Source organism: Vibrio sp. 1874 (assembly GCF_033344395.1).
Lineage (GTDB): Bacteria > Pseudomonadota > Gammaproteobacteria > Enterobacterales > Vibrionaceae > Vibrio > Vibrio alginolyticus.
In genome coordinates this window covers 150,511-171,634 of sequence record NZ_JAWPOR010000006.1, presented here as the reverse complement: position 1 = coordinate 171,634, position 21,124 = coordinate 150,511, and the positions used below count along the sequence as shown (strand labels likewise).

General features: G+C 46.1%; 19 protein-coding genes. 11 read left to right on the top strand and 8 right to left on the bottom strand.

What is annotated here, in order from left to right; all coding sequences use genetic code 11:
• Window positions 1–42: 42 nt before the first annotated feature.
• Window positions 43–486 (bottom strand): GatB/YqeY domain-containing protein, encoded by a 444-nt coding sequence (locus tag R8N46_RS13880; RefSeq protein WP_005379720.1) that lies wholly within the window; start codon window positions 484–486, stop codon window positions 43–45.
• A gap of 27 nt (window positions 487–513) precedes the next feature.
• Entirely contained in the window at window positions 514–729 is a 216-nt protein-coding gene (rpsU, locus tag R8N46_RS13875) for a 30S ribosomal protein S21 (RefSeq protein ID WP_001145625.1), read from the bottom strand.
• Between the two features lie 230 nt (window positions 730–959).
• Here rpsU and tsaD point away from each other — a divergent pair, with 230 nt between their 5' ends.
• Window positions 960–1,976, top strand: a complete 1,017-nt coding sequence (tsaD, locus tag R8N46_RS13870) for a tRNA (adenosine(37)-N6)-threonylcarbamoyltransferase complex transferase subunit TsaD (protein WP_005379854.1) — start codon at window positions 960–962, stop codon at window positions 1,974–1,976.
• Window positions 1,977–2,152: 176 nt separating this feature from the next.
• Window positions 2,153–2,968, top strand: a complete 816-nt coding sequence (locus R8N46_RS13865; protein WP_065274166.1) for an alpha/beta fold hydrolase — start codon at window positions 2,153–2,155, stop codon at window positions 2,966–2,968.
• 34 nt (window positions 2,969–3,002) lie between these two features.
• Here the strand turns inward: R8N46_RS13865 and plsY are convergent, their stop codons facing one another.
• Window positions 3,003–3,614, bottom strand: a complete 612-nt coding sequence (gene plsY, locus R8N46_RS13860) for a glycerol-3-phosphate 1-O-acyltransferase PlsY (RefSeq protein WP_005379857.1) — start codon at window positions 3,612–3,614, stop codon at window positions 3,003–3,005.
• 250 nt (window positions 3,615–3,864) lie between these two features.
• On the opposite strand from plsY, the gene folB reads away from it, so the two are divergent.
• Genes folB through R8N46_RS13845 form a run of 3 tightly spaced genes read left to right on the top strand, consistent with a single transcriptional unit; the run spans window position 3,865 to window position 5,521 of the window.
• On the top strand, window positions 3,865–4,224 hold the full coding sequence (folB, locus tag R8N46_RS13855; RefSeq protein WP_005387458.1) for a bifunctional dihydroneopterin aldolase/7,8-dihydroneopterin epimerase: 360 nt from the start codon (window positions 3,865–3,867) through the stop codon (window positions 4,222–4,224).
• Complete coding sequence (gene folK / locus R8N46_RS13850) at window positions 4,221–4,703, top strand: 2-amino-4-hydroxy-6-hydroxymethyldihydropteridine diphosphokinase (RefSeq protein WP_005387457.1); 483 nt, start codon at window positions 4,221–4,223, stop codon at window positions 4,701–4,703. The genes folB and folK overlap by 4 nt, the downstream gene beginning before the upstream one ends.
• Before the next feature lie 14 nt (window positions 4,704–4,717).
• Window positions 4,718–5,521 carry an undecaprenyl-diphosphate phosphatase gene (locus R8N46_RS13845; protein ID WP_033906080.1) on the top strand — a complete coding sequence of 268 codons (804 nt, stop codon included), beginning with the start codon at window positions 4,718–4,720 and terminating at the stop codon, window positions 5,519–5,521.
• Between the two features lie 52 nt (window positions 5,522–5,573).
• On the opposite strand, the gene R8N46_RS13840 is transcribed toward R8N46_RS13845, so the two are convergent.
• The gene (locus R8N46_RS13840) at window positions 5,574–6,794 is read right to left on the bottom strand and encodes a multifunctional CCA addition/repair protein (RefSeq protein ID WP_213972402.1); all 1,221 of its coding nucleotides are present in this window, start codon (window positions 6,792–6,794) and stop codon (window positions 5,574–5,576) included.
• A 138-nt stretch (window positions 6,795–6,932) separates the two neighbouring features.
• Here R8N46_RS13840 and R8N46_RS13835 point away from each other — a divergent pair, with 138 nt between their 5' ends.
• The 3 genes from R8N46_RS13835 (at window position 6,933) to ggt (ending at window position 11,239) form a co-directional block, all read left to right on the top strand.
• Window positions 6,933–8,549 carry an ExeA family protein gene (locus R8N46_RS13835; protein ID WP_104975840.1) on the top strand — a complete coding sequence of 539 codons (1,617 nt, stop codon included), beginning with the start codon at window positions 6,933–6,935 and terminating at the stop codon, window positions 8,547–8,549.
• Entirely contained in the window at window positions 8,549–9,235 is a 687-nt protein-coding gene (locus R8N46_RS13830) for a general secretion pathway protein GspB (protein ID WP_104975841.1), read from the top strand. Before R8N46_RS13835 ends, R8N46_RS13830 begins: the two co-directional genes overlap by 1 nt.
• 273 nt (window positions 9,236–9,508) lie before the next feature.
• Window positions 9,509–11,239, top strand: a complete 1,731-nt coding sequence (gene ggt, locus R8N46_RS13825; protein ID WP_169644221.1) for a gamma-glutamyltransferase — start codon at window positions 9,509–9,511, stop codon at window positions 11,237–11,239.
• A gap of 87 nt (window positions 11,240–11,326) precedes the next feature.
• Here ggt and R8N46_RS13820 read toward each other — a convergent pair whose 3' ends face one another.
• The 3 genes from R8N46_RS13820 to R8N46_RS13810 all read right to left on the bottom strand — a co-directional run bounded on the left by R8N46_RS13820 (window position 11,327) and on the right by R8N46_RS13810 (window position 14,188).
• A complete protein-coding gene (locus R8N46_RS13820) occupies window positions 11,327–11,938 on the bottom strand; it encodes a TIGR04211 family SH3 domain-containing protein (protein ID WP_005379900.1) in 612 nt (203 codons plus the stop codon).
• A gap of 178 nt (window positions 11,939–12,116) precedes the next feature.
• A complete protein-coding gene (locus R8N46_RS13815) occupies window positions 12,117–13,376 on the bottom strand; it encodes an inorganic phosphate transporter (RefSeq protein WP_005379898.1) in 1,260 nt (419 codons plus the stop codon).
• A gap of 131 nt (window positions 13,377–13,507) precedes the next feature.
• Complete coding sequence (locus tag R8N46_RS13810; RefSeq protein WP_005379896.1) at window positions 13,508–14,188, bottom strand: TIGR00153 family protein; 681 nt, start codon at window positions 14,186–14,188, stop codon at window positions 13,508–13,510.
• 212 nt (window positions 14,189–14,400) lie between these two features.
• Between R8N46_RS13810 and R8N46_RS13805 the strand changes: the two genes are divergently transcribed.
• Window positions 14,401–15,933, top strand: a complete 1,533-nt coding sequence (locus tag R8N46_RS13805) for an inorganic triphosphatase (protein ID WP_213972403.1) — start codon at window positions 14,401–14,403, stop codon at window positions 15,931–15,933.
• A 41-nt stretch (window positions 15,934–15,974) separates the two neighbouring features.
• Here the strand turns inward: R8N46_RS13805 and R8N46_RS13800 are convergent, their stop codons facing one another.
• Window positions 15,975–16,748, bottom strand: a complete 774-nt coding sequence (locus tag R8N46_RS13800) for a potassium channel family protein (protein ID WP_005387432.1) — start codon at window positions 16,746–16,748, stop codon at window positions 15,975–15,977.
• 105 nt (window positions 16,749–16,853) lie between these two features.
• Here R8N46_RS13800 and R8N46_RS13795 point away from each other — a divergent pair, with 105 nt between their 5' ends.
• Both R8N46_RS13795 and glnE read left to right on the top strand, forming a co-directional pair.
• Window positions 16,854–18,110: a methyl-accepting chemotaxis protein gene (locus tag R8N46_RS13795; RefSeq protein WP_005379890.1), complete on the top strand. Its 1,257-nt coding sequence runs from the start codon at window positions 16,854–16,856 to the stop codon at window positions 18,108–18,110.
• 113 nt (window positions 18,111–18,223) lie between these two features.
• A complete protein-coding gene (gene glnE / locus R8N46_RS13790) occupies window positions 18,224–21,067 on the top strand; it encodes a bifunctional [glutamate--ammonia ligase]-adenylyl-L-tyrosine phosphorylase/[glutamate--ammonia-ligase] adenylyltransferase (protein ID WP_213972404.1) in 2,844 nt (947 codons plus the stop codon).
• The last annotated feature ends 57 nt before the right edge of the window (window positions 21,068–21,124 follow it).

Below are 21,124 nucleotides of genomic sequence, written 5' to 3'. Positions count from 1 at the left end.
CTCCAAAGGATAGCACGGCTTGCTGCAATTGGGTGGGGTACCTTAAGCCAATTTAGCGCGAACTAAACCGCTTACTTTACCCATATCTGCACGCCCTTGAATTTGCGGTTTCAGAACGCCCATTACTTTGCCCATGTCTTGCATGCCAGCTGCGCCAGATTCAGCAATCGCGTTCTCGATGAGAGCCGCTACTTCTTCGTCTGTCAGTGGTTGAGGCATAAAGTCCTCAAGAACGGTAATTTCTGCTTGTTCCGCATCAGCAAGATCTTGACGACCCGCTGCTTCAAACTGCGCTACAGAGTCGCGACGTTGTTTAACCATCTTGGTCAATACTGCAAGAATGTCGTCATCGTTCAGAGTAATCTGTTCGTCAACTTCACGTTGCTTGATTGCTGATAGGGCTAAACGAATAGTACCAAGGCGCAATTTGTCCTTGGCTTTCATCGCTAATTTTTGCTCTTCTTTGAGTTGATCAATCAGAGCCATAACTAAATTCCTTTTGGAGCTCAGTTATTAGTACAGGCGAACGCGACGAGCGTTTTCGCGAGCTAGCTTCTTAGCGTGACGCTTTTGAGCTGCTGCTTTAGCGCGTTTGCGAACTGTAGTTGGTTTTTCGTAGTGCTCACGACGACGCACTTCAGAAAGGATACCTGCTTTTTCGCAAGAGCGCTTAAAACGACGTAGAGCAACGTCGAACGGTTCGTTTTCACGTACTTTAACTACTGGCATATGCCTTTCACCTCAGGGGTTATTCGTTAACGCTGGTATTCAACAGACCAAATCACAATTGTTAGGTCTCTTACCAGCTTGATCAAAAATGGTGCGGAATTTTAATCCGATCACAACTACTTTGTAAAGCCTTTTGTCGATTATTGTCTGTACAAAATTTGTTTGCAGCACCAAGGCGAGGTAATATGACGCCCAAATTTCCTCTATACAGAAAGCATACTGAGAAAACCATGCGCATTATTGGTATTGAAACCTCTTGTGACGAGACTGGCATCGCAATTTATGACGATGAAAACGGTCTCTTGTCACACAAGCTATACAGCCAAGTAAAACTGCACGCAGATTACGGCGGTGTGGTGCCTGAGTTGGCTTCACGTGACCACGTAAAGAAAACCATTCCTCTTATTAAAGAGGCACTAAAAGAAGCGAACTTAACTTCAAAAGACATCGATGGTGTCGCTTATACCGCGGGGCCTGGTCTTGTTGGGGCGCTATTAGTGGGTGCGACTATCGGTCGCAGTATTGCTTATGCTTGGGGAGTGCCAGCGGTACCTGTTCATCATATGGAAGGTCACCTATTGGCCCCAATGTTGGAAGATAACCCTCCACCGTTCCCGTTTGTGGCGGTATTAGTATCGGGTGGCCACTCTATGATGGTGGAAGTGAGAGGCATCGGTGAGTACAAAATTCTAGGTGAGTCGATTGATGATGCGGCGGGCGAAGCGTTTGATAAAACAGCGAAGCTAATGGGTTTGGATTACCCAGGAGGTCCACTATTATCTAAACTGGCGGAAAAAGGTACACCGGGCCGCTTTAAGTTCCCACGCCCAATGACGAATGTGCCAGGTTTGGACATGAGTTTCTCTGGTCTAAAAACCTTTACGGCTAACACGATTGCTGCAAACGGTGATGACGAGCAAACCCGCGCGGACATCGCATTGGCATTTGAAGAGGCTGTGTGTGCTACGTTGGCTATTAAATGTAAGCGCGCGCTTGAGCAAACAGGCATGAAACGCATTGTTATTGCTGGTGGTGTGAGTGCTAACCGTCGTTTGCGAGCTGAGTTAGAGAAGTTAGCGAAGAAAGTTGGCGGCGAAGTTTACTACCCACGTACTGAGTTCTGTACAGATAACGGTGCGATGATCGCTTACGCAGGCATGCAGCGCTTGAAGAATGGCGAAGTGGCTGACATGTCAGTAGAGGCTCGTCCACGTTGGCCAATTGATCAACTAACACCTGTCGCTTAGTCAAATTTATGCGGTAGGTTTGAAACCGGTTCTGTGTAATAAAGGTCTCTGCTCCTCAGAGGCCTTTATTTTTAATTATTCAATGAACCGCCTCGTTTTACATTCTGACTGATGCGAGCAGTTCGCTATTGTTTCAGTGCTAGGATGACGTGGAAGAATAAGAAATGGATATAACAATGAATAAGTTTGAAATTGAAGGTCAGCAACTTGCTTATCTAGATAAAGGTGAGGGCCCTGTGCTTCTATTTGGTCATAGTTACCTTTGGGATAGCCAAATGTGGGCGCCACAAGTTGAGGTTTTAAGCCAGTCATTCCGTTGTATTGTGCCAGATCTTTGGGCACATGGTGAATCGGACGCTGCACCTGCATCGACACAGTCATTGGCCGACTATGCACAACATATGTTGGCATTGATGGATCATTTAGATATCGAAGAGTTCTCGATAGTGGGCTTATCTGTTGGCGGCATGTGGGGAGCAGAGCTAACGGCTCAAGCGCCGCAACGTGTTAAGTCACTGGTATTGATGGATACCTTCATTGGCTGGGAGCCAGAAGTTACGTATAAGAAGTATTTTGCAATGCTTGATACCATCAGCCAAGTCCAAGCAGTGCCTGCGCCAATTATTGAAGCCGTTGTGCCGCTGTTCTTTGCCAACAACGTCAATCAGGATAATCCTAAACTTGTCGCTTCATTCAAACGCAGTTTAGAAGACCTGAATGGTGAGCGTGCGGTGGAAGTCGCTCGCATAGGGCGCATGGTGTTTGGTCGCCGTGATGTGATTGAGGATTCGGAAAAATTTGCTCTGCCGACGTTAATTGCAGTGGGCTGTGAAGATAAACCACGTCCAGTTTTTGAATCTTATTTAATGAAAGACTGTATCACAGGCAGTGAGTTGGTGGAGATTCCCCAAGCTGGACACATCAGTTGTTTAGAGCAACCTGAGTTCGTCAACCAGATGTTGTTGAACTTCCTGAATCGAGTTCATGCATAACCAATACATCCTTCTTTAAACGAAAAGCTCGGCATTAAGCCGAGTTTTTTTGTGTCAGTTTTTTCTCGCCGATTTTTGGCTCGTCGCCAGACAAAAGCCGACGAATATTTTGATGATGCTTAAATACGATTAAGCAGCACAGCATAGCAACAGGTAACGTGTATTGCGGTTTAAACATCCAAGTATAAAACGGAGTGACCAAAACCGTGACGAGAGCCGCTAAGGATGAATAGCGGAATAGCGCGGCTACTGACAGCCAAGTTAACATTACCAATCCTGTTAAGTCCAAACCAATCGGAGCGATAGCGCCAAGCGCGGTTGCGACACCTTTTCCGCCTTTAAAGTGGAAAAAGATGGGGTACATGTGGCCAAGACAGGCAGCAATGGCGATGACGCCAAGAATGATAGGGTCGATACCAAGAAAGTATCCGCCCCACACGGGGATAGTGCCTTTGAGCATATCGCACAACAAGACTGAAACAGCGGCTCCTCGTCCGCCAATACGCAATACGTTCGTTGCTCCAGGATTGTTAGATCCCACACTGCGTGGGTCTGGCAGTTTTAAGAGTCGACAGATCAAAACCGCACTGGAAACCGAACCTAATAAATAGGCGGCCATTGTCATTATCAGTGCCAGTGCGTCCATAGAAGTCCTTGATGGATTGGAATTTAATGCTCGGTTCCCGCGTAGTTGCTATCATACCCCGAATTTACATAATGCAGAAATCCTCACTGTGATAGAGCTTGCATTATGTGATTTCTTGTATATAAAGATGCTTTCGCAGTTTATACCTAAGTAACATTGTGATGACCAAAGTAAATGTTACTTAGGTATAGAATACTACGATCAAATTACCCCTCACGGGTATCCGACCTCTGTAATAGAAGGACATAAGATGGCTCTGGATAAAGTTTTTATTGAACAGTTAGAAGTAATCACCACAATTGGCGTGTACGACTGGGAACAACAAATCAAACAAAAGTTGGTTCTAGATATTGAAATGGCACACGATAATAAACCTGCGGGCAAAAGTGATGATGTGCAAGATGCACTGGATTATTCGCAGGTGAGTGAGGCGGTACTTAACCACATTGAAAATGGTCGTTTCTTACTGGTCGAGCGCGTGGCTGAAGAAGTAGCAGAGCTTATCATGCAGCGTTTCTCTGTGCCTTGGGTGAAAATCCGCCTAGCGAAGCCTGGCGCCGTGCCACAAGCACGTGCTGTTGGTGTGGTGATTGAGCGAGGCCGAGCATGATCACCACCTATATCGGTGTTGGGACGAACGTAGAAAGAGAGCAACATGTGCTTGCTGCGTATCAGGAGCTGCAACGGCTTGGAGAAAATCTCCTCGTATCACCGATATATGAATGCGAACCTATTGGTTTTAGCAGCAAGAATTTCTACAACTTTGTCGTTGCAATGCGTACCGAGTTGTCATTAGAAGAGTTGAGCCATCAACTACGCGAGATTGAATTTAAGTGGGGACGCGAAGAAAACGCGCAAAAGTATCAGGATCGAACACTGGATCTCGATATAGTGTTGTTCGGTGAGCGCGTCTCCAAGAAAAAACCTGAGCTACCTCGCAGTGATATCTACAAATATCCTTTTGTCACAAAGCCGCTGTATGATCTCGAACCGCAATTAGTGATCCCAGGCGATGGACGCACAGTCGCAGACATTTGGCATGCTATGCAGCCAGTCGATTCGCTCAAACCCGTTTCCTTTCATTTTTAATTTGAGTTGTTTACATGAGTTATTTTGAAGCCTTTATTTTGGCTCTGATTCAGGGACTGACAGAGTTTTTGCCTATCTCAAGCTCTGCCCATTTGATCCTGCCTTCCGCTATTTTAGGGTGGGAAGACCAAGGTCTAGCCTTTGATGTTGCTGTTCACGTCGGTACATTAATGGCTGTCGTGATCTATTTTCGTCATGAAGTAATCACTTTGTTTCAAGCGTTATTTGCTTCGATCTTTAAAGGAGATCGCAGTAAAGAAGCTAAATTGGCTTGGATGATCGTGATTGCGACGATTCCAGCTTGTGTGTTCGGCTTATTGATGAAAGACATCATTGAAGTGTATCTACGTAGCGCTTACGTTATCGCGACTACTACGATCGTATTTGGCCTGTTGCTATGGTGGGTAGACAAAAACGCTAAACTCGTTGCCGATGAATACCAAACGGGTTGGAAGAAAGCTGTATTTATCGGTATTGCTCAAGCCTTAGCGATGATTCCTGGAACTTCACGTTCAGGGGCGACCATCACAGCAGCGCTTTACCTTGGCTTTACTCGAGAAGCGGCTGCGCGCTTTTCATTTTTAATGTCGATCCCAATCATTACATTAGCTGGTAGCTACTTAGGCATGAAGTTAGTGACCAGTGGTGAACCTGTCCATGTTGGTTTCTTAATGACTGGCATTATCACATCGTTTATCAGTGCGTACATCTGTATCCACTTCTTCTTGAAGATGATTTCACGCATGGGCATGACACCGTTTGTGATTTACCGTCTGATTTTGGGCATCGGTTTGTTCGCTTTTCTATTAAGTTCATAATTGATGTTAACGAAAAACGCCCGCGAAATCCGCGGGCGTTTTTGTTTGTTCGTTACTTCTTAAGTGCTGCTTTCACTGCTTCAATACGTCGTTTTTCTTGCTCGTCACGAATCGCAGGGCCTTTAAAGCCCTCTTTGATTATGATTTGAACGTCAACTGCCGCTGCTGCTTGGTAGGCTTGCCTAAAAATATCCGCCTGTGGATATGGTTGCGTTTCCGGTCCTTTACGACCAGCGTGATCCGCTTGGCAGCAAAGCAAGATATCTTGCAGACGTTCGGACTTACGCCACACATCGAGCTTATTGAGTATTTTAATTATGGTTTGTGGTTTAAGTTCAGCCGCGCGATGAATATTGGAGTGCTGTTCGCACACCATCAAGGCTAAATCACGAAACTCATTTGGTACCCGGACACGTTCGCACAGCTTTTTGATCAGTTTTAATCCTGTATGGCAATGCATTTTGTGGCTTGGCCATTCGCTCTCTGGCGTCACGCCCTTACCCAAGTCATGCACTTGGGCGGCAAACCTGACGGGGAGTGAGTTACTCAATTTTGCGGCTTGCTCTGCCACCATCAAAGTATGGATGCCAGTATCGATTTCTGGATGCCACTTCTCAGGTTGAGGTACGCCAAATAGTGCATCAATTTCAGGTAACACCACGGTTAATGCACCACAGTCTCGTAGAACCGATAAGAAAATATCAGGGCGAGGAGTAGAGAGAGATTTATGCCATTCTTGCCAAACACGCTCGGGAGTCAGTGTGCTCAGCTCTCCGGACTCTGCCATGTGACGCATTAACCGCATAGTTTCGTCGGCAACCGTAAAGTCTAGATCAGCCAGCTTTGCAGCGAAGCGAGCGACACGTAAAACGCGTAGAGGGTCTTCAATAAAGGCGTCTGATACATGGCGTAGCAGTTTATCGTTGAGATCTTGCTGGCCACCATATGGGTCATGGATCGTGCCATCACTCTCCATTGCCATCGCGTTAATGGTTAAATCACGACGTATCAAATCTTCTTCTAAGGTGACGTTTTGATCGAAGAAACATTCAAAACCAGTGTAACCAGAACCTGACTTTCTCTCTGTTCGTGCAAGGGCATGTTCTTCTTTACTTTTGGGATGCAGAAATACAGGAAAGTCTTTACCAACGGCGGTGTACCCTTGGGACAACATCATCTCAGGCGTCGCGCCTACGACCACCCAATCATTGTCATAACTATCAATTCCGAGCAATTTATCTCGAACTGCGCCACCTACTAAATAAACTTGCACGAATTACCTCTTAATTTATGGATATGCCGTTGGACATTGTAGCAAGCAATGGTACTTTTCTTTACTCCCGAGAGTAGATGCGGCTATGTTTATATTATATCTGACTATTCTCAGGTGGTTTTTTAGCTGGAGAGCCTAATGTATAAGGACTTTTTTGGGTTTGTCGAACAACCATTTTCGATTGTTCCAAACTCACGTTATTTGTATTTAAGCCAACGTCACAAAGAGGCAATCACACATCTCCAAGCCGGGCTAGGCGATGGCGGTGGTTTTGCTATGCTTACTGGCGAAGTAGGTACAGGCAAAACGACTGTCGCAAAAGCGATGCTGGCGAATTTGGGTGATAACACCAAAGCGGGTCTTATCCTCAATCCCACGTTTTCGAGTAGAGACTTGCTCGAAGCCATTTGTGATGAGTTCAAAATCACCTATCCGCCAGACGCAAACCTCAAACAGCTAAACCAGGTTATCCATCAATATTTGCTGCGTAATTATCGTTCAGGTTGGCAGACATTACTGGTCATTGATGAGGCTCAACACCTTGCTGCCGACGTTCTAGAGCAGTTGCGCTTGTTGACCAACTTGGAAACCGATACCAGAAAATTGCTCAAAGTGTTGTTGGTCGGGCAGCCTGAATTGCAGCGGTTATTACAAACAACACAACTACGCCAACTTGCCCAGCGTATTACCGGGCGTTATCACCTGTTGCCGTTGGATGAAAAAGAGACAGAAGATTACATCGCATTTCGACTACATACAGCAGGTGGCGACCAGCAACTGTTTAATCGTGCTTCTTGTAAACTTATAGCCAAATACAGTCACGGTATACCGCGGCTCATCAACCTTATCTGTGACAAATCCCTCAACATTAGTTATCACCAGGGTAATGTGGTGGTGGATAAGCAAACCGTTCAGCAGGCCTGTGAAGAGGTGATGCAGTTTCAGGCAGATATTTATCAGCAAGATAAAAAAGAGCGCCGGACTTTCCGTTGGCCTGCTTGGGGCTCTGTCACGGTAGGCCTTATTGCTGCATTAAGTACGGGGTGGGCGGTCGTGAATTATATGCCAGCTCAAGCGACGTCAGTGTTGACACAAGTGACGGAGCCAAGAGTAGAGCCAACACCAACCGTCGTCAGCCAACAGTTAACGGATGAGCAGCGTGCTTTATTGTTAACACAAAAACAGTCGAACCTCGCTGTAAATGATTTGTATCGTTTGTGGGGGTATCAAGCATCGGTTCGCGATAACCTTTGTTTGTCAGAACCGCAGTCGACTATGCGTTGTGAGCGTAAAATGGCGACTTGGCCGCTGTTGATGCAACAAAATCGCCCTGTGATCTTGGAGTTGAATTATCAAGGTGATGTTGGGTATGTCATTCTATATGCCGTCGGTAATGACCAAGCTGAAGTGCTCAATGGTAAGCAGCGTCTTCGTCTGCCAGTTTCGTGGCTAAAGCCGTTGTGGCAGGGCAATATTATCGAACTGTGGCATGCTCCGCTGAATGAAACATTACGTTTAGACATGGAAGGCCCTGCGATTGAAGTATTAGACCGATTATTAGCAGAAGCGGTGAGTGAGCCACTGCTTGAAACGTCTATTTTTGATGGTGCGATGAAAGAGCGAGTCGAATTATTTCAACGTTGGCAAGGAATTGGTGTCGATGGTATTGCAGGTAAGCGAACGCTAGACCGACTTCAGCAAAATGTTCAGCCAGATGCGCCTCAACTGGCGAGAATCGAGAAGGAGGACGCATAATGTCAGCTGTGAAACATATAGGTCTGTTCTTGCTGCCAATCACTGCTTCTGCTATCGGAGTCGCTTGGTACTTAGATCTCTTTGCACCGAGTGTTGAAGTAGATACAACGTCCCCGATAGAAAAGGTCGAAGTGGTATCACCTTTCAAAGTATTGGACTATCCAGAGAACACCCAGTTGGCCCAATTGCCAAGAGAGTGGCCAAGTGCAGAGCTATCGCGTGATTTTGGTACATTTACCACCCCCGATGAATACACGAGCCATACACCAAGCAGAGATGAAACACGCAACTCAGCATCAACCCAAACGACTTCTGCTGCTGAAGAGGACCTCGGGTTGTCTTTGGATGATCTGGATTTATCCTCATTATCTCCTGATTTAGCTAGGAAGGTCGAAAATGCCTTATCCCGAGATGATGACAATTCGTCATCACAAACGGCACGCGTGAACGATTTAGAGCGCAACGCTCACCAGTGGCAAGGGCGTCTACCTGCGCTTAATTTGCAAACCCATATGTACGCTAGTGATGAAAATCGCCGTTGGGTGAAAATTAACAATGTTGAGTATCATCAAGGGGATGTCGTTGATGATCAGGTCACTCTAAGAGAAATACAACCGCAAGCTGTGATTGTTGAGTTCCAAGGGGAGAAAATTCGTATACCAGCGTTGTATGAGTGGAAAGGGTAACTCTTGTAGAAACACATCAAGCCAGCGAAATCACATCGCTGGCTTTTTATTTTTCAGAGCATCTTTTGCATCTATTCTGGTGATGATTTTTAGATACTCAAACAAGCAAAATATAGCTTTTCTCAGTCGTTTAAATAGCACCAATATCATTCATCTATTGATAGCGCGATTCCAGTCAGCGTTGTGTAAAAAGACACCATCTTCACGAACTTCGGAGTAATGACTTGGTCCACGTTAGACCCCATCACATAATAGGAGTCTAAACAGAGACACATGCGTATTCTGATTTTTTCTTTAAGTATTGTTGCATCGACAAGCTATGCAGCAAAGCCAGACCCATTCCCAGTTACACCAGATAGTCGCGGGCAAGATTTCATGGTCAGTGCGACGAATCCTTACGTGAGCAGTACCGGTTACTCAATATTGAAAGAAGGCGGTAACGCTGTTGATGCTATGGTCGCGATGCAGATGGTGATGTCTGTCGTTGAGCCAGATATGACCGGAATTGGCGGCGGGACTTTCGCGCTGTTTTATCAACATGACGAGAAAAAATTTCTGGCCCTTGATGGTCGAGATGAAGCGCCTTCTAGCGCGAACCCTGAAATGTTTGTTGAGAATGGGGAAGTACTCAGTCGCAACGAAATATTAGGCCCTCGTTCTGTTGCGGTTCCGGGCACGTTGCGGTTGCTTTACACCACTCATGAACAATACGGCAAGTTGCCATGGGCAGAGCTGATTAAGCCGGCGATTACATTGGCGAGCAATGGGTACGCGATGAACAGCTACACCTACGACATCGTAGTAAGAGAGCAAAGCCGACTTGAGCAAGATCCGGAAGTGAAAGCCTTGTATTGGCAAGGGGACGATATTAAGCCGACGGGAACCTTGATGAAGAACCCTAAGATGGCTGAGACGCTGAGGAAGATCGCGCAACAAGGCGATCGTTACCTTTATGGTGGTGAGCTTGGTCAGCACATCGTAGAGACGGTTAATAGTCGTATTGACGACCAACACGAGAAGTTGTCTTTAGAAGATTTTAAGCATTACCAAGTGAAGCAGCGTGACATCATTGAGAGCGACTACCGTGGGAATAAAATCGTCTCTTTTGGTTACCCAGCTTCGGGCGGTGTGATGGTCGCTCAGAGTCTTGAACTGCTTGCACCCTATGACATTGCCCATATGGCGAAAACGGATGTGGAACCTTGGCGTCTCATGACTGAAGCGATGCGAATTGCAAAAGCCGATCGTATTGCGTATGCCGGAGATCCGGATTATGTGGAAGCGCCAGTTGAACAGTTGTTGTCTAAAGCCTATCTAGATCAGAGACGTGATTTAATCCCTGGTAATGGCACTTCAGAAGAGGATCCAAAAGCAGGGCAGATAACGCAAACTCAGTATGCGCAATATAAAGGCTTCGAGAGCAAAGATACAGGGCATATTTCTATCGTCGATAGAGATGGAAATGCAATTGCTATGACCAGCACGGTAGGAACGGGTATGGGCTCGGGTGTGATGGTCGATGGCGTTATCTTGAACGCGCAGATGGCTAACTTCTCACCTCAGCCAACGGTTAACGGCAAGCCTACGCAAAACTCAATTGAAGCGGGCAAGCGTCCACGTTCGGCTATTACGCCATTAATGGTGATGGACAGTGATGATAACTTGCGTTTGGTGGTTGGGTCACCAGGTAGTTCACAAATCCCGGGGTATGTACTCAAAACCGTGGTTGGGGTGCTGGATTGGAATTTATCAGCGCAAGAGGCTATTGACTTACCAAACATCCAGTATGGCACTAAGATAGACCGCACCAAGTCTTATGACCCGACTGGTTTGCTGGTGGAAAAGAAAACGTTCGCAGAAATGTTGGTGCCTGAGTTTATGGAGCTTGGCTACCCAGTGCACGTTATTCCAGTGGTAAGCGGTTTGAATGCAATTGAGCTAAAAGATGGCAAGCTTTATGGCGCAACGGATCGTCGTCGAGCCTCTAGTTCAATGGGGGAGTAATACTCACTTCTGTCAAACGAAGCAAACTAAAAAGCCAGTCGATATCGACTGGCTTTTGCGTTCTTTTTAAAGATAAAAGCGTGAGGTTTATGCCCAACCCGCAGGAGAGCGCTTTCTACGAGGCATGACATGCGGAAGAATCAAACCAAATAGTAAACCTAAACCTGCGACACCGCCGCCATAAGTGAAGTACTTAAGCAGCATGTCATCTTTTTGTGTATCCAGTTTTGCGCGTAGCTCGCGGTTTTCTGTTTCAACAGAAGTAAGCTGATCGCTGATCTCAGAGTATTTATTTTCTAGATCTGAAATTTGTTGGTTACGTGTTTCGAGAGAGGTAACAAGACCGGCTTTCTCTGCATCAGAAGTTTGACGAGCATTAGCAAGCTGCTCTTTTACTTCGGCTAGCTCTTTCTCAATGCGAGGAAGGCGAATTGCCATGCTCTCTTGGTTTGTCACAAACTTGCTTTGTACCCAACCAGTGCGACCACGGTCATCACGAACTTGCGTATAGCCAGTATCTCGGTTGGTTTTAATCAGTTGTACTTTAGAACCGGCGTTAACACTACCAATAATACGGTAGGTGTTATTTGGACCTGAGTGCATAAAAGTGAAGAGGTCATCAGAAATATAACGGTCTGCTGCTAGGGCCGCTGGCGCTGCTAGCAAAGTAAACAAAACCGTGATGATTAGTTTTTTCACAGTAAATCCCTTAACGATTTTTCTTGGAGACAGCGTTGGCACCGAATGATTGGAGCCGGAAATAGACGAATAGTATGCAGTTTCAAACCTCGGTGCAACAAAGAAGGGAGGCAAAGCCTCCCTTTCTGTGCGTTTGAGTCAATAATGACAAAGCGCTTACATTCTATTGACGAGTGTCTTAAGCGAACATCGCTTGAAGTCCGTAGAAGAATACTACGGCCAATAACGCACCCGCTGGTAGTGTAACGATCCATGATGCCACGATGTTACGAACTACGCCTAGGTTCAGTGCTGCGATACCACGAGCAAAGCCAACACCGAGAACCGCACCAACCAATGTTTGAGTGGTTGAAATTGGCAGGCCTGTACCAGACGCTAGAACTACCGTACATGCTGTTGCTAGCTGTGCTGCAAAACCGCGGCTAGGCGTTAGCTCAGTGATGCCTGTACCAACGGTTGCCATTACTTTGTGACCCAGTGTTGCAAGACCGACCACGATACCAATACCACCAAGAGGTAGAATCCACCAAGCGATGGTGCTTTTCGTGCTGATTTCGCCCATGTGTTCAACAGTCGATACGACAGCAGACAGTGGACCAATGGCGTTTGCAACGTCGTTTGAACCGTGTGCAAATGCCATCGCACAAGCGGTGATAACCATCAGAACGCTGAAGATACCTTCCACGCCAGAAAAGCTGCGGTCTTCTTCGCGATTAGCGAATTTTTTCTGGATGTATACGTAGCCGCCAATCATCACAAGTGCTGAAACTGCTGCTGCCCACATCCAGGCTTCACCATTGGTCAGGTGAAGACCAACGTGTTTTAGACCTTTTTTGATGGTTACAAGTGCAATCACCATTGTTGTGATGAACATGTAAACAGGTACAAAACGTTTTGCGTTAAACAGAGGGTTCTCAGTATCAAAAATCAGGCGCTGTGCGCTGACAAAGATAACGTAAGCAAAGAAACCTGAAATCACTGGCGTAATAATCCAGCTACCAACAATGCCTTGAACGCTGCCCCAGTCAACCGCTTCAGTACCTACTGATACGCATGCAAAACCAATGATTGCACCGATGATTGAGTGAGTCGTTGATACTGGCCAGCCCATGTAAGAAGCAAGAAGCAGCCATGTACCTGCTGCTAAAAGCGCAGACATCATGCCGTAGACAAGAACATCTGGTTGACTAGCAAATAAAGAAGTTTCGATTACACCTTTACGGATAGTGTCGGTTACTTCACCGCCTGCAAGGTAAGCACCTGCAAATTCGAAGATCATCGCAATGATGATAGCTTGTTTTACAGTTAGCGCTTTTGAACCTACAGATGTACCCATCGCATTAGCAACGTCGTTCGCGCCAATACCAATCGCCATCATGAAACCAAAAATCGCTGCAACAATAATCAGGACAGTGCCGTAGTTCGCAAGGATATCCATCGTAATACCTAGTTGTTTTATAACAAGCGGAACAAAATTTTACGCGCGCCAAACCATAAGACGATGAAAATAGTCATCGTCCCTATGACACGTGTTAATTATGCTCTTCGTTATGTCGTTAACTTTATGTTTTAAGATCGAGATAGCATGACTTCCAAACGAGCACCTACGCGCTGCGCTTGGTCGGCAATACCACCTACCCATTCAAGAATCTTGTATAGGAACATGACATCGATAGGGTTCATGTCAGCTTCAATCACCATCAACTGTTGGCGAAGTTCAATCTGCATGGCATCGGTATCATCTTCGATAACGTCTAATTGATGAATCATTTCAGCGACGAGCGTCACTTCACGGCCTTTGAAGCCGGTTTCTAGCAATTCATCAAGTTCATTGATTACCTTTTGCGCCTGATCGGCAGCATCAAGACAACGTTGAACGTAAGCGAGGAAGTTTGGTTGGAGAGCCTCAGGGATGACAAGTTGACGACCATATACACGGCCAGCAATGTCTTTTGCCAGGTTTGCAAGTTTGTCCTGTTGAGTCAAAAGCTCAAGCATGTCAGTACGGTCGACTGGCATGAACAAACCGCGAGGCAGTTTTAGACGGATTTCACGTTTCAGCACATCCGCTTCTTTCTCTAGGTGAGAAATTTGTGCACGGATTTCTGCTGCTTTTTCCCAATCACCCTTTGAAGATACTTCAAAGAATTTCACCAAGTGTGAACAACATTCGTTGACACACACAACGTGGCGTTGCAAAGGCTTAATTGGGGACTTTGCAAATAACCCCATAATTGTATTTACTGGCATGGTCATTCAACCTAATAACTATAACCTTAAAAAAACATACACCATTTCTGAGTGCTTGGCGAAATGTTGAACGATGGCTATAAAGGCGCGCATGGTAACGCATTAAATCGCTCATTAAAACTGTTTTAGATCATCATTCCGGCGATATTTCTCTCTTGCCGTGTGAGAAATTACGCAATATCCTGTTTCTATCTGCTTTGAAAGGTATAGCTATGGAAACCGAAATAGAACTGAAGTTTTTTGTTTCTCCTGAATTTTCAGAAACTTTAAAAGAAAAAATTTCTGAGACAAAAGTACTTCAGCATAGTTGTCGTGACTTGGGTAACACCTATTTTGATACTGCCGATAAATGGCTTCGAAAGCACGACATTGGTTTAAGAATTCGCCGTTTTGATGATGTATTCGTCCAAACCGTAAAGACAGCAGGACGCGTCGTCGCAGGCTTACATCAAAGACCAGAATACAATGCTGAGCACACTAGCGACGAGCCTAATCTGTCGCTTCATCCTCTAGATATTTGGCCTCCAGGTAAAGATGCAGAAACGCTGCAATCCGAGCTTATGCCATTATTCTCGACCAACTTCACACGTGAACAATGGCTGATTGGCATGCCCGATGGCAGTCAGATTGAAGTTGCTTTTGACCAAGGCTTAGTTGTAGCCAAAGGTGAAGACGAAGAAGAGAAGCAAGAGCCAATTTGCGAAGTTGAACTGGAACTTAAGTCTGGCCAAACCGAAGCTTTATTCACACTGGCACGCAGCTTTTGCGAGCAAGGTGGTATGCGCTTGGGTAACTTGAGCAAAGCGGCGAAAGGTTATCGACTTGCAAGCGGTTATGCGGGTGATGAAGTAAAATCATTGGCACTTGTGGACAGTAGTCCGACGGATACCGTTGAATTTTGCTTGATCAACTCTTTAGAGCACGCTTTGTCTCATTGGCATTATCACGAGCAAATTTATGCTGAGCGTGACAGCGTGGAAGCACTGCGTGAAATCAGTAATGCCATTCGTTTCATTCGTCAAACATTGACCATTTTTGGCGGGATTGTCCCTCGTCGCGCGAGCGCGATTCTGCGCCAAGAGCTTAAATGGTTGGAAGAAGAACTGAGTTGGTTGGATGAGCATGCACACCTTGAAGAGCTTTTAGATGACAAAGGCAATGTGCTGCGCAAGTTGGATGCACGTAAGTTCTTAGTATCTGAGTTGACTCAGCAGTTACAAGAGTTGCCAAGCCGTGAAGAAGTGCTAGGGTTGCTCAATTCCGCGCGTTACACAGGGTTACTGCTGGATCTAAGCCGCTGGATCTTAGCGCGCGGTTGGCAGCCATTTCTTGATGAAAAAGCACGTGAAAAAATGGCAAGTAATATCATGCCGTTTTCAGTTACTCAGCTCGATCGCACTTGGGCTGAGCTAATGGAAGCTTTCCCAGCAGAGCGCGATCTGACGGCGCAAGAGTACGTTGATCAGCGTTATCGCTTATTGCGTAACCTCTATACTGGTATTGGTTTCGCGAGTTTGTATAACTCGGATGAGCGTAACAGCTTCCGTTTACCATGGGCGGATCTAGTGCATGGTATCGATGATCTGCTAATGCTGAACCACTTGCTCCCGTTGGTTGATATGCTGGACGACGCAGAAAAAGAGCAGTTAGAACGCTGGTTACACCGTCAAGAGCGCTCAATTTTGCATGCAATGGATCAAACCCGAGCGATCAGTGTGGAAGTTCAGCCTTATTGGCGTGAATGATCGTTCTGGTGATAAGAACAAAAAAATAGGACCGCATGGTCCTATTTTTTTGTCTCTGTTTTACGTTGTTGTAGCTCTTTTTCCATGAAATCGAGTCGTTCTAGTATTTGCGCTTGTTGGCTTAGGAGCTGCTCGAGCATACGTTCTTTATTGATTGAACTGTGCGTCTGTTGTTTCGTTGGGGCAGTAAGGATAGAGGTGATAAGACCCGAGATCATACCAAAGATACCCACCCCGCAAACAATGATGATGACAGCCAAAAACTTTCCTATGGAGGTCACTGGATAATGATCGCCGTAACCAACCGTTGAGATTGTTACAAATACCCACCACAAAGCATCGGCGCCAGTACGAATATTCGCTTCTGGGTTTTTCGCTTCGATAAACAGCATTGCACTAGAACCGAGTGTTATGAGGATAACCATCAATAGCAGTATAGAGGCGACCGTGGTTTCGCGGCGGTTTTCTTTGAGCTGATGCAAAATGAACTTTGACGAACGCAGTACTAATACCACTCGCATAATATGAAAAATACGAGCAAAGCGCAGGGGCTCTATCAATGGGATGCTCGCCACGAAATCTATCCAATGACGTTTAAGGAATAACCAGCGATCTGTGGACCGGATCAAATCAATGGTGAGCTGTAGTAGAAAAATACTACAGATTATGAAATCCAGACCGATAAGAACTTGACGGGTTTCGTGATCGATCGGGAAAAACAACAAGCCAGAGATCACAAATAGTGCCATAAAAGACAATATTAGTGACAACAGGCCCATCGGTCGTGTGCTGTCTTTGATATCATTGTTTTTCATACGAAGCTCAAAATAAATCGCGTAACCACGCAAAGCGCGAACATAACTATAAGTAATATAAAGATTATAGATAAAGACTATATAAGACTCGGTGGAGAACTGACAATGGAAAAGCTGGCATTTAAGCCATGGGAAAGGGTCATATCCGACATTCGACTGGTGCCTAAAATGGTCATGTTGATGGTCTTCAGTACTGTCCTGATCGTGGCAAAACAACTGTGGGACGCAAACACTTTTTACGACTCACTTTTAGCGGCGACACAAAACGCGCAAGTTGCCCAACAGCATTATGAAGCATACTTAACGCAAGTTGCTTGGCAAACCGCCTTATTGATAGTGGTTTTTGTCGTGCTCTTATTAGCGGCGGCTAGAGTGATGTTGCGTCAAACACAGTATCTGAGCGACGCGATCAAACTGATGGCGAGCAAGAATCTCTCTGTTCCATTTGGTATGGATTGTAAAGATGAATACGGAGACGTGGCACGTGAATTAGAAAAGACACGTCGACAATTGCACGATGTGATTCAAATGCAAATTAATGCGTCTGATGAATTATCAACGCTCACCGAAGTCATGACGCTGAGCATGTCGGAAACGAAGGAATCGGCGCAAGAAGAGTTTAACGAAATTGATCAACTTGCTACGGCGATGAGTGAAATGTCGTCGACGGTCCAAACGGTTGCGGAACATGCCCAGACGGCATCTTCTCTAACAGAGCAAGCTTCCGCGCAAGCAATTTCTGGTCAGCAGTTCTTGCAAAGTACAATGGCGAAAATGAGTGAACTTTCATCGGATATCGCTTCATCGGCACAAGCGGTTAACCAAGTTGAAGAACGTGTTGAAGCCATTGGTAGCGTTGTGGGGACGATTCAAGGCATTTCTGAACAAACCAACCTGCTTGCACTGAATGCGGCGATTGAAGCGGCGCGAGCTGGCGAGGCTGGGCGGGGTTTTGCTGTGGTTGCAGATGAAGTTCGTAACCTTGCCCAACGCACACAACAAGCGACGGTAGAAATTCAAGAGATGATCGCACAGCTGCAAACCAGTGCTGAATCTGCGGTAGAACTCATGGAAAAAAGCGTTGTAGAAGCGGCAGATGGAAACGAGCTGGTTTCTAATGCTGGATCTGAGCTCGATGGTATTGTTGGGCAAGTGACGCAAATCAATGACATGAACTTCCAGATCGCGACGGCGTCTGGTCAGCAAAGCAGTGTTGCAGAAGAGATGAGCCAAAACCTCACCAATGTACGTGAGTTGGTGGAAGCCTCAGTTGTTGTTGTTACCGAGCTGCTAGAAACCTCTGAAATGATGCAAAATAATGCAGGTGAGCTAGACAAGAAGATCAAATCTTTCCAAGTTTAATATTCGATCCCGAACTTTTGATAAAACGCCCACAAACCTTTTGTGGGCGTTTTTATTTGCTTTCAGTCTGGTATAAAGAATGAGTTACCGTGCTTTTCAAACAAGGAAGAAAAATGCAGCTGCCTTCGCCACTGATTTCTATCGCTGAATCTGCCGTACAAAACGCCCAAGACGCAGGTTATTTTCCCCTTTGGCCCGATGAGGTTGCGCAGCAATTTCGTTATGTGGCGGGCTTAAGCCAATTTATAACCGAAGCCATTCATCGCGATGAAGTCCTAGGCCGTGAGTTGCCAAGTATGTTAGCGCAGCTAAGTCGTCAGGAGTCTTACCGCTCACGTCTTGCTGAACTGTTGGAACAATGTCCTGATGAGATGTCTGGTCATCGCGTGTTGCGTCAGTTTCGCAACCGAGAAATGGTGTACATTGCGTGGAAGGATTTCACGCATGCATGGTCTCTAGAGACGTCTTTAAGCCACTTATCTGAGTTGGCAGAAGCGATGATTTTTGAAACCTATCAATGGCAATATCAAGTGTGTTGTCAGGAGTGGGGCACGCCAACAAGTGAGGACGGTGAAGTGCAGCCGATGTTAATTATCGGCATGGGGAAACTAGGTGGTGGCGAGCTAAACTTTTCTTCCGATATTGATCTAATTTTCACGTACCCAGAGAATGGTGAAACCCAAGGCGCACGCCGAAGCATTGCCAATGCCCAGTTCTTTACTCGTCTTGGTCAACGCATCATCAAAGCGCTCGACCAACAAACCTTCGATGGTTTTTGCTACCGCGTCGACATGCGGCTTCGCCCATTTGGAGAAAGTGGCCCCTTGGTTATGAGCTATGCCGCACTTGAAGATTATTACCAAGAACAGGGACGAGATTGGGAACGTTACGCGATGATCAAAGCTCGGGTGATGGGATGTGAGATGTACCCGCAGTATCAAGAGCTACGCCAAATGCTGCGCCCTTTTGTTTTTCGTCGTTATATTGATTTCAGTGCGATTCAATCTTTGCGTCGAATGAAGTCGATGATCAGTAGCGAGGTTCGCCGCCGAGGGTTGAATAACAACATTAAGCTAGGTGCGGGTGGCATCCGAGAAATTGAATTTATCGCTCAAGTTTTTCAATTGATTCGAGGTGGTCGAGAACCTTCTTTGCGTAATCGAGGGCTGTTGGAAACGCTACAAGGTATTGAAGAGCTGGCATTGCTTACTCCACAAGAAGTCAGCGATCTAGAAGCCGCATACAAGTACTTGCGTCAATTAGAAAACTTGTTGCAAGCAATGGCGGATAAGCAAACCCAGACGCTGCCTGATTGCGAAACCGAACGCTTAAAGCTCGCCACCGCGATGAAAATAAGCTGTTGGGAGCAATTGATTGAGCAAACCCAGCAGCATATGGCAAATGTTCACCAAGTTTTTGAATCACTAATTGGTGATGATGAAGAAGACGAGGGGACTACTGTTGCTCGTCATTTTCATGAGCTATGGGATATGGCCGACAAGCAAGACGTTCTTGAGCATATCTTGCAGCAGGATATTCAGATTGAAGACTTTGCTTCATGCGCGAAAACCATCATCAACTTTAAAACCGATCTGGCCAAAAAAACGTTAGGCCCACGTGGACGCGAAGTGCTCAACCGTTTGATGCCGAAAGTGTTTGATGCGGTCTTTGCCCATCCTGATGCACAGTTTGGTCTATCTCGTGTACTTCACTTGCTACACAACATCTGCACTCGCACAACTTACTTGGAATTATTGGATGAGCATCCAGCGGCTCTGGTGCAGCTCGTACGTTTGTGTACCGCAAGCCCAATGATTTCAGAGCAGCTGTCTCGTTATCCTATCTTGCTTGATGAGTTGATCGACCCTGCGCAGCTATACAATCCCATTCCATTAGACAGTTACCGTACAGAGCTGCGTGATTATTTGGCGCGTATTCCTGAAGATGATATGGAACAGCAAATGGAAGCGTTGCGTCAGTTTAAGCAAATTTGTATTTTGCGTATTGCAGCGGCAGATATTGCTGGCGCATTGCCAGTGATGAAAGTGAGTGACCATTTAACTTATTTAGCGGAAGCTATCGTGGATGCGGTGATCAGTCAGGCTTGGTTGCAAGTATCTGAAAAGTATGGCGAGCCAACGCATGTGAAAGATCGTGAAGGCAAAGGCTTTGCTGTAATTGGTTATGGTAAAGTCGGAGGGTGGGAGCTCGGCTATAACTCCGACTTGGATATTGTCTTCATGCATGACTGCCCAGTCAATGTCTACACTGACGGCAAAAAAGAGATTGATGGTCGTCAGTTCTACCTTCGTTTAGCACAGCGTATCATTCATATTTTCTCCACTCGCACCGCTTCCGGTATTTTATACGAGGTCGATACCCGATTGCGTCCGTCCGGTGCATCGGGTTTGTTGGTTAGCCCAACGGACGCGTTCGACGACTATCAACATCAAGACGCGTGGACATGGGAGCATCAAGCACTTGTCCGCGCGCGCATGATTTATGGTGATGAACCACTGGCGATCGCATTTCACAATACGCGGCATGATGTGCTGTGCAAAGCACGCGATCAAGCTGAACTGAAAAAAGACGTTGTCGAAATGAGAGAAAAAATGCGCGGTCATCTTGGGGGGAAAAAGCCAGGCCGCTTTATGCTCAAGCAAGATGTCGGTGGGATTACCGATATCGAATTTCTCGCTCAGTACCTAGTGCTCAACTATAGTCACGATAAGCCGAAATTGACGCGTTGGTGTGATAATGTGCGCATCTTTGAAACGCTCATTGCGCAAGATGTTATGGACGAAGACCAAGCAATGCAGTTGATACGTGCTTACACGACAATGCGCAACGAAATACACCGCCGAAATCTACTCAATTTAGACGCTGATGTGGTGGAAGATAAGTTTGTTGCCGAAAGGGAGTGGGTAAAACAGGCTTGGAATCAGTGGTTCAGTTAAGACCATATATTTAGCCTCGATAAGGGCTGTGATAAACTCACTTCGATTTAATTTTTG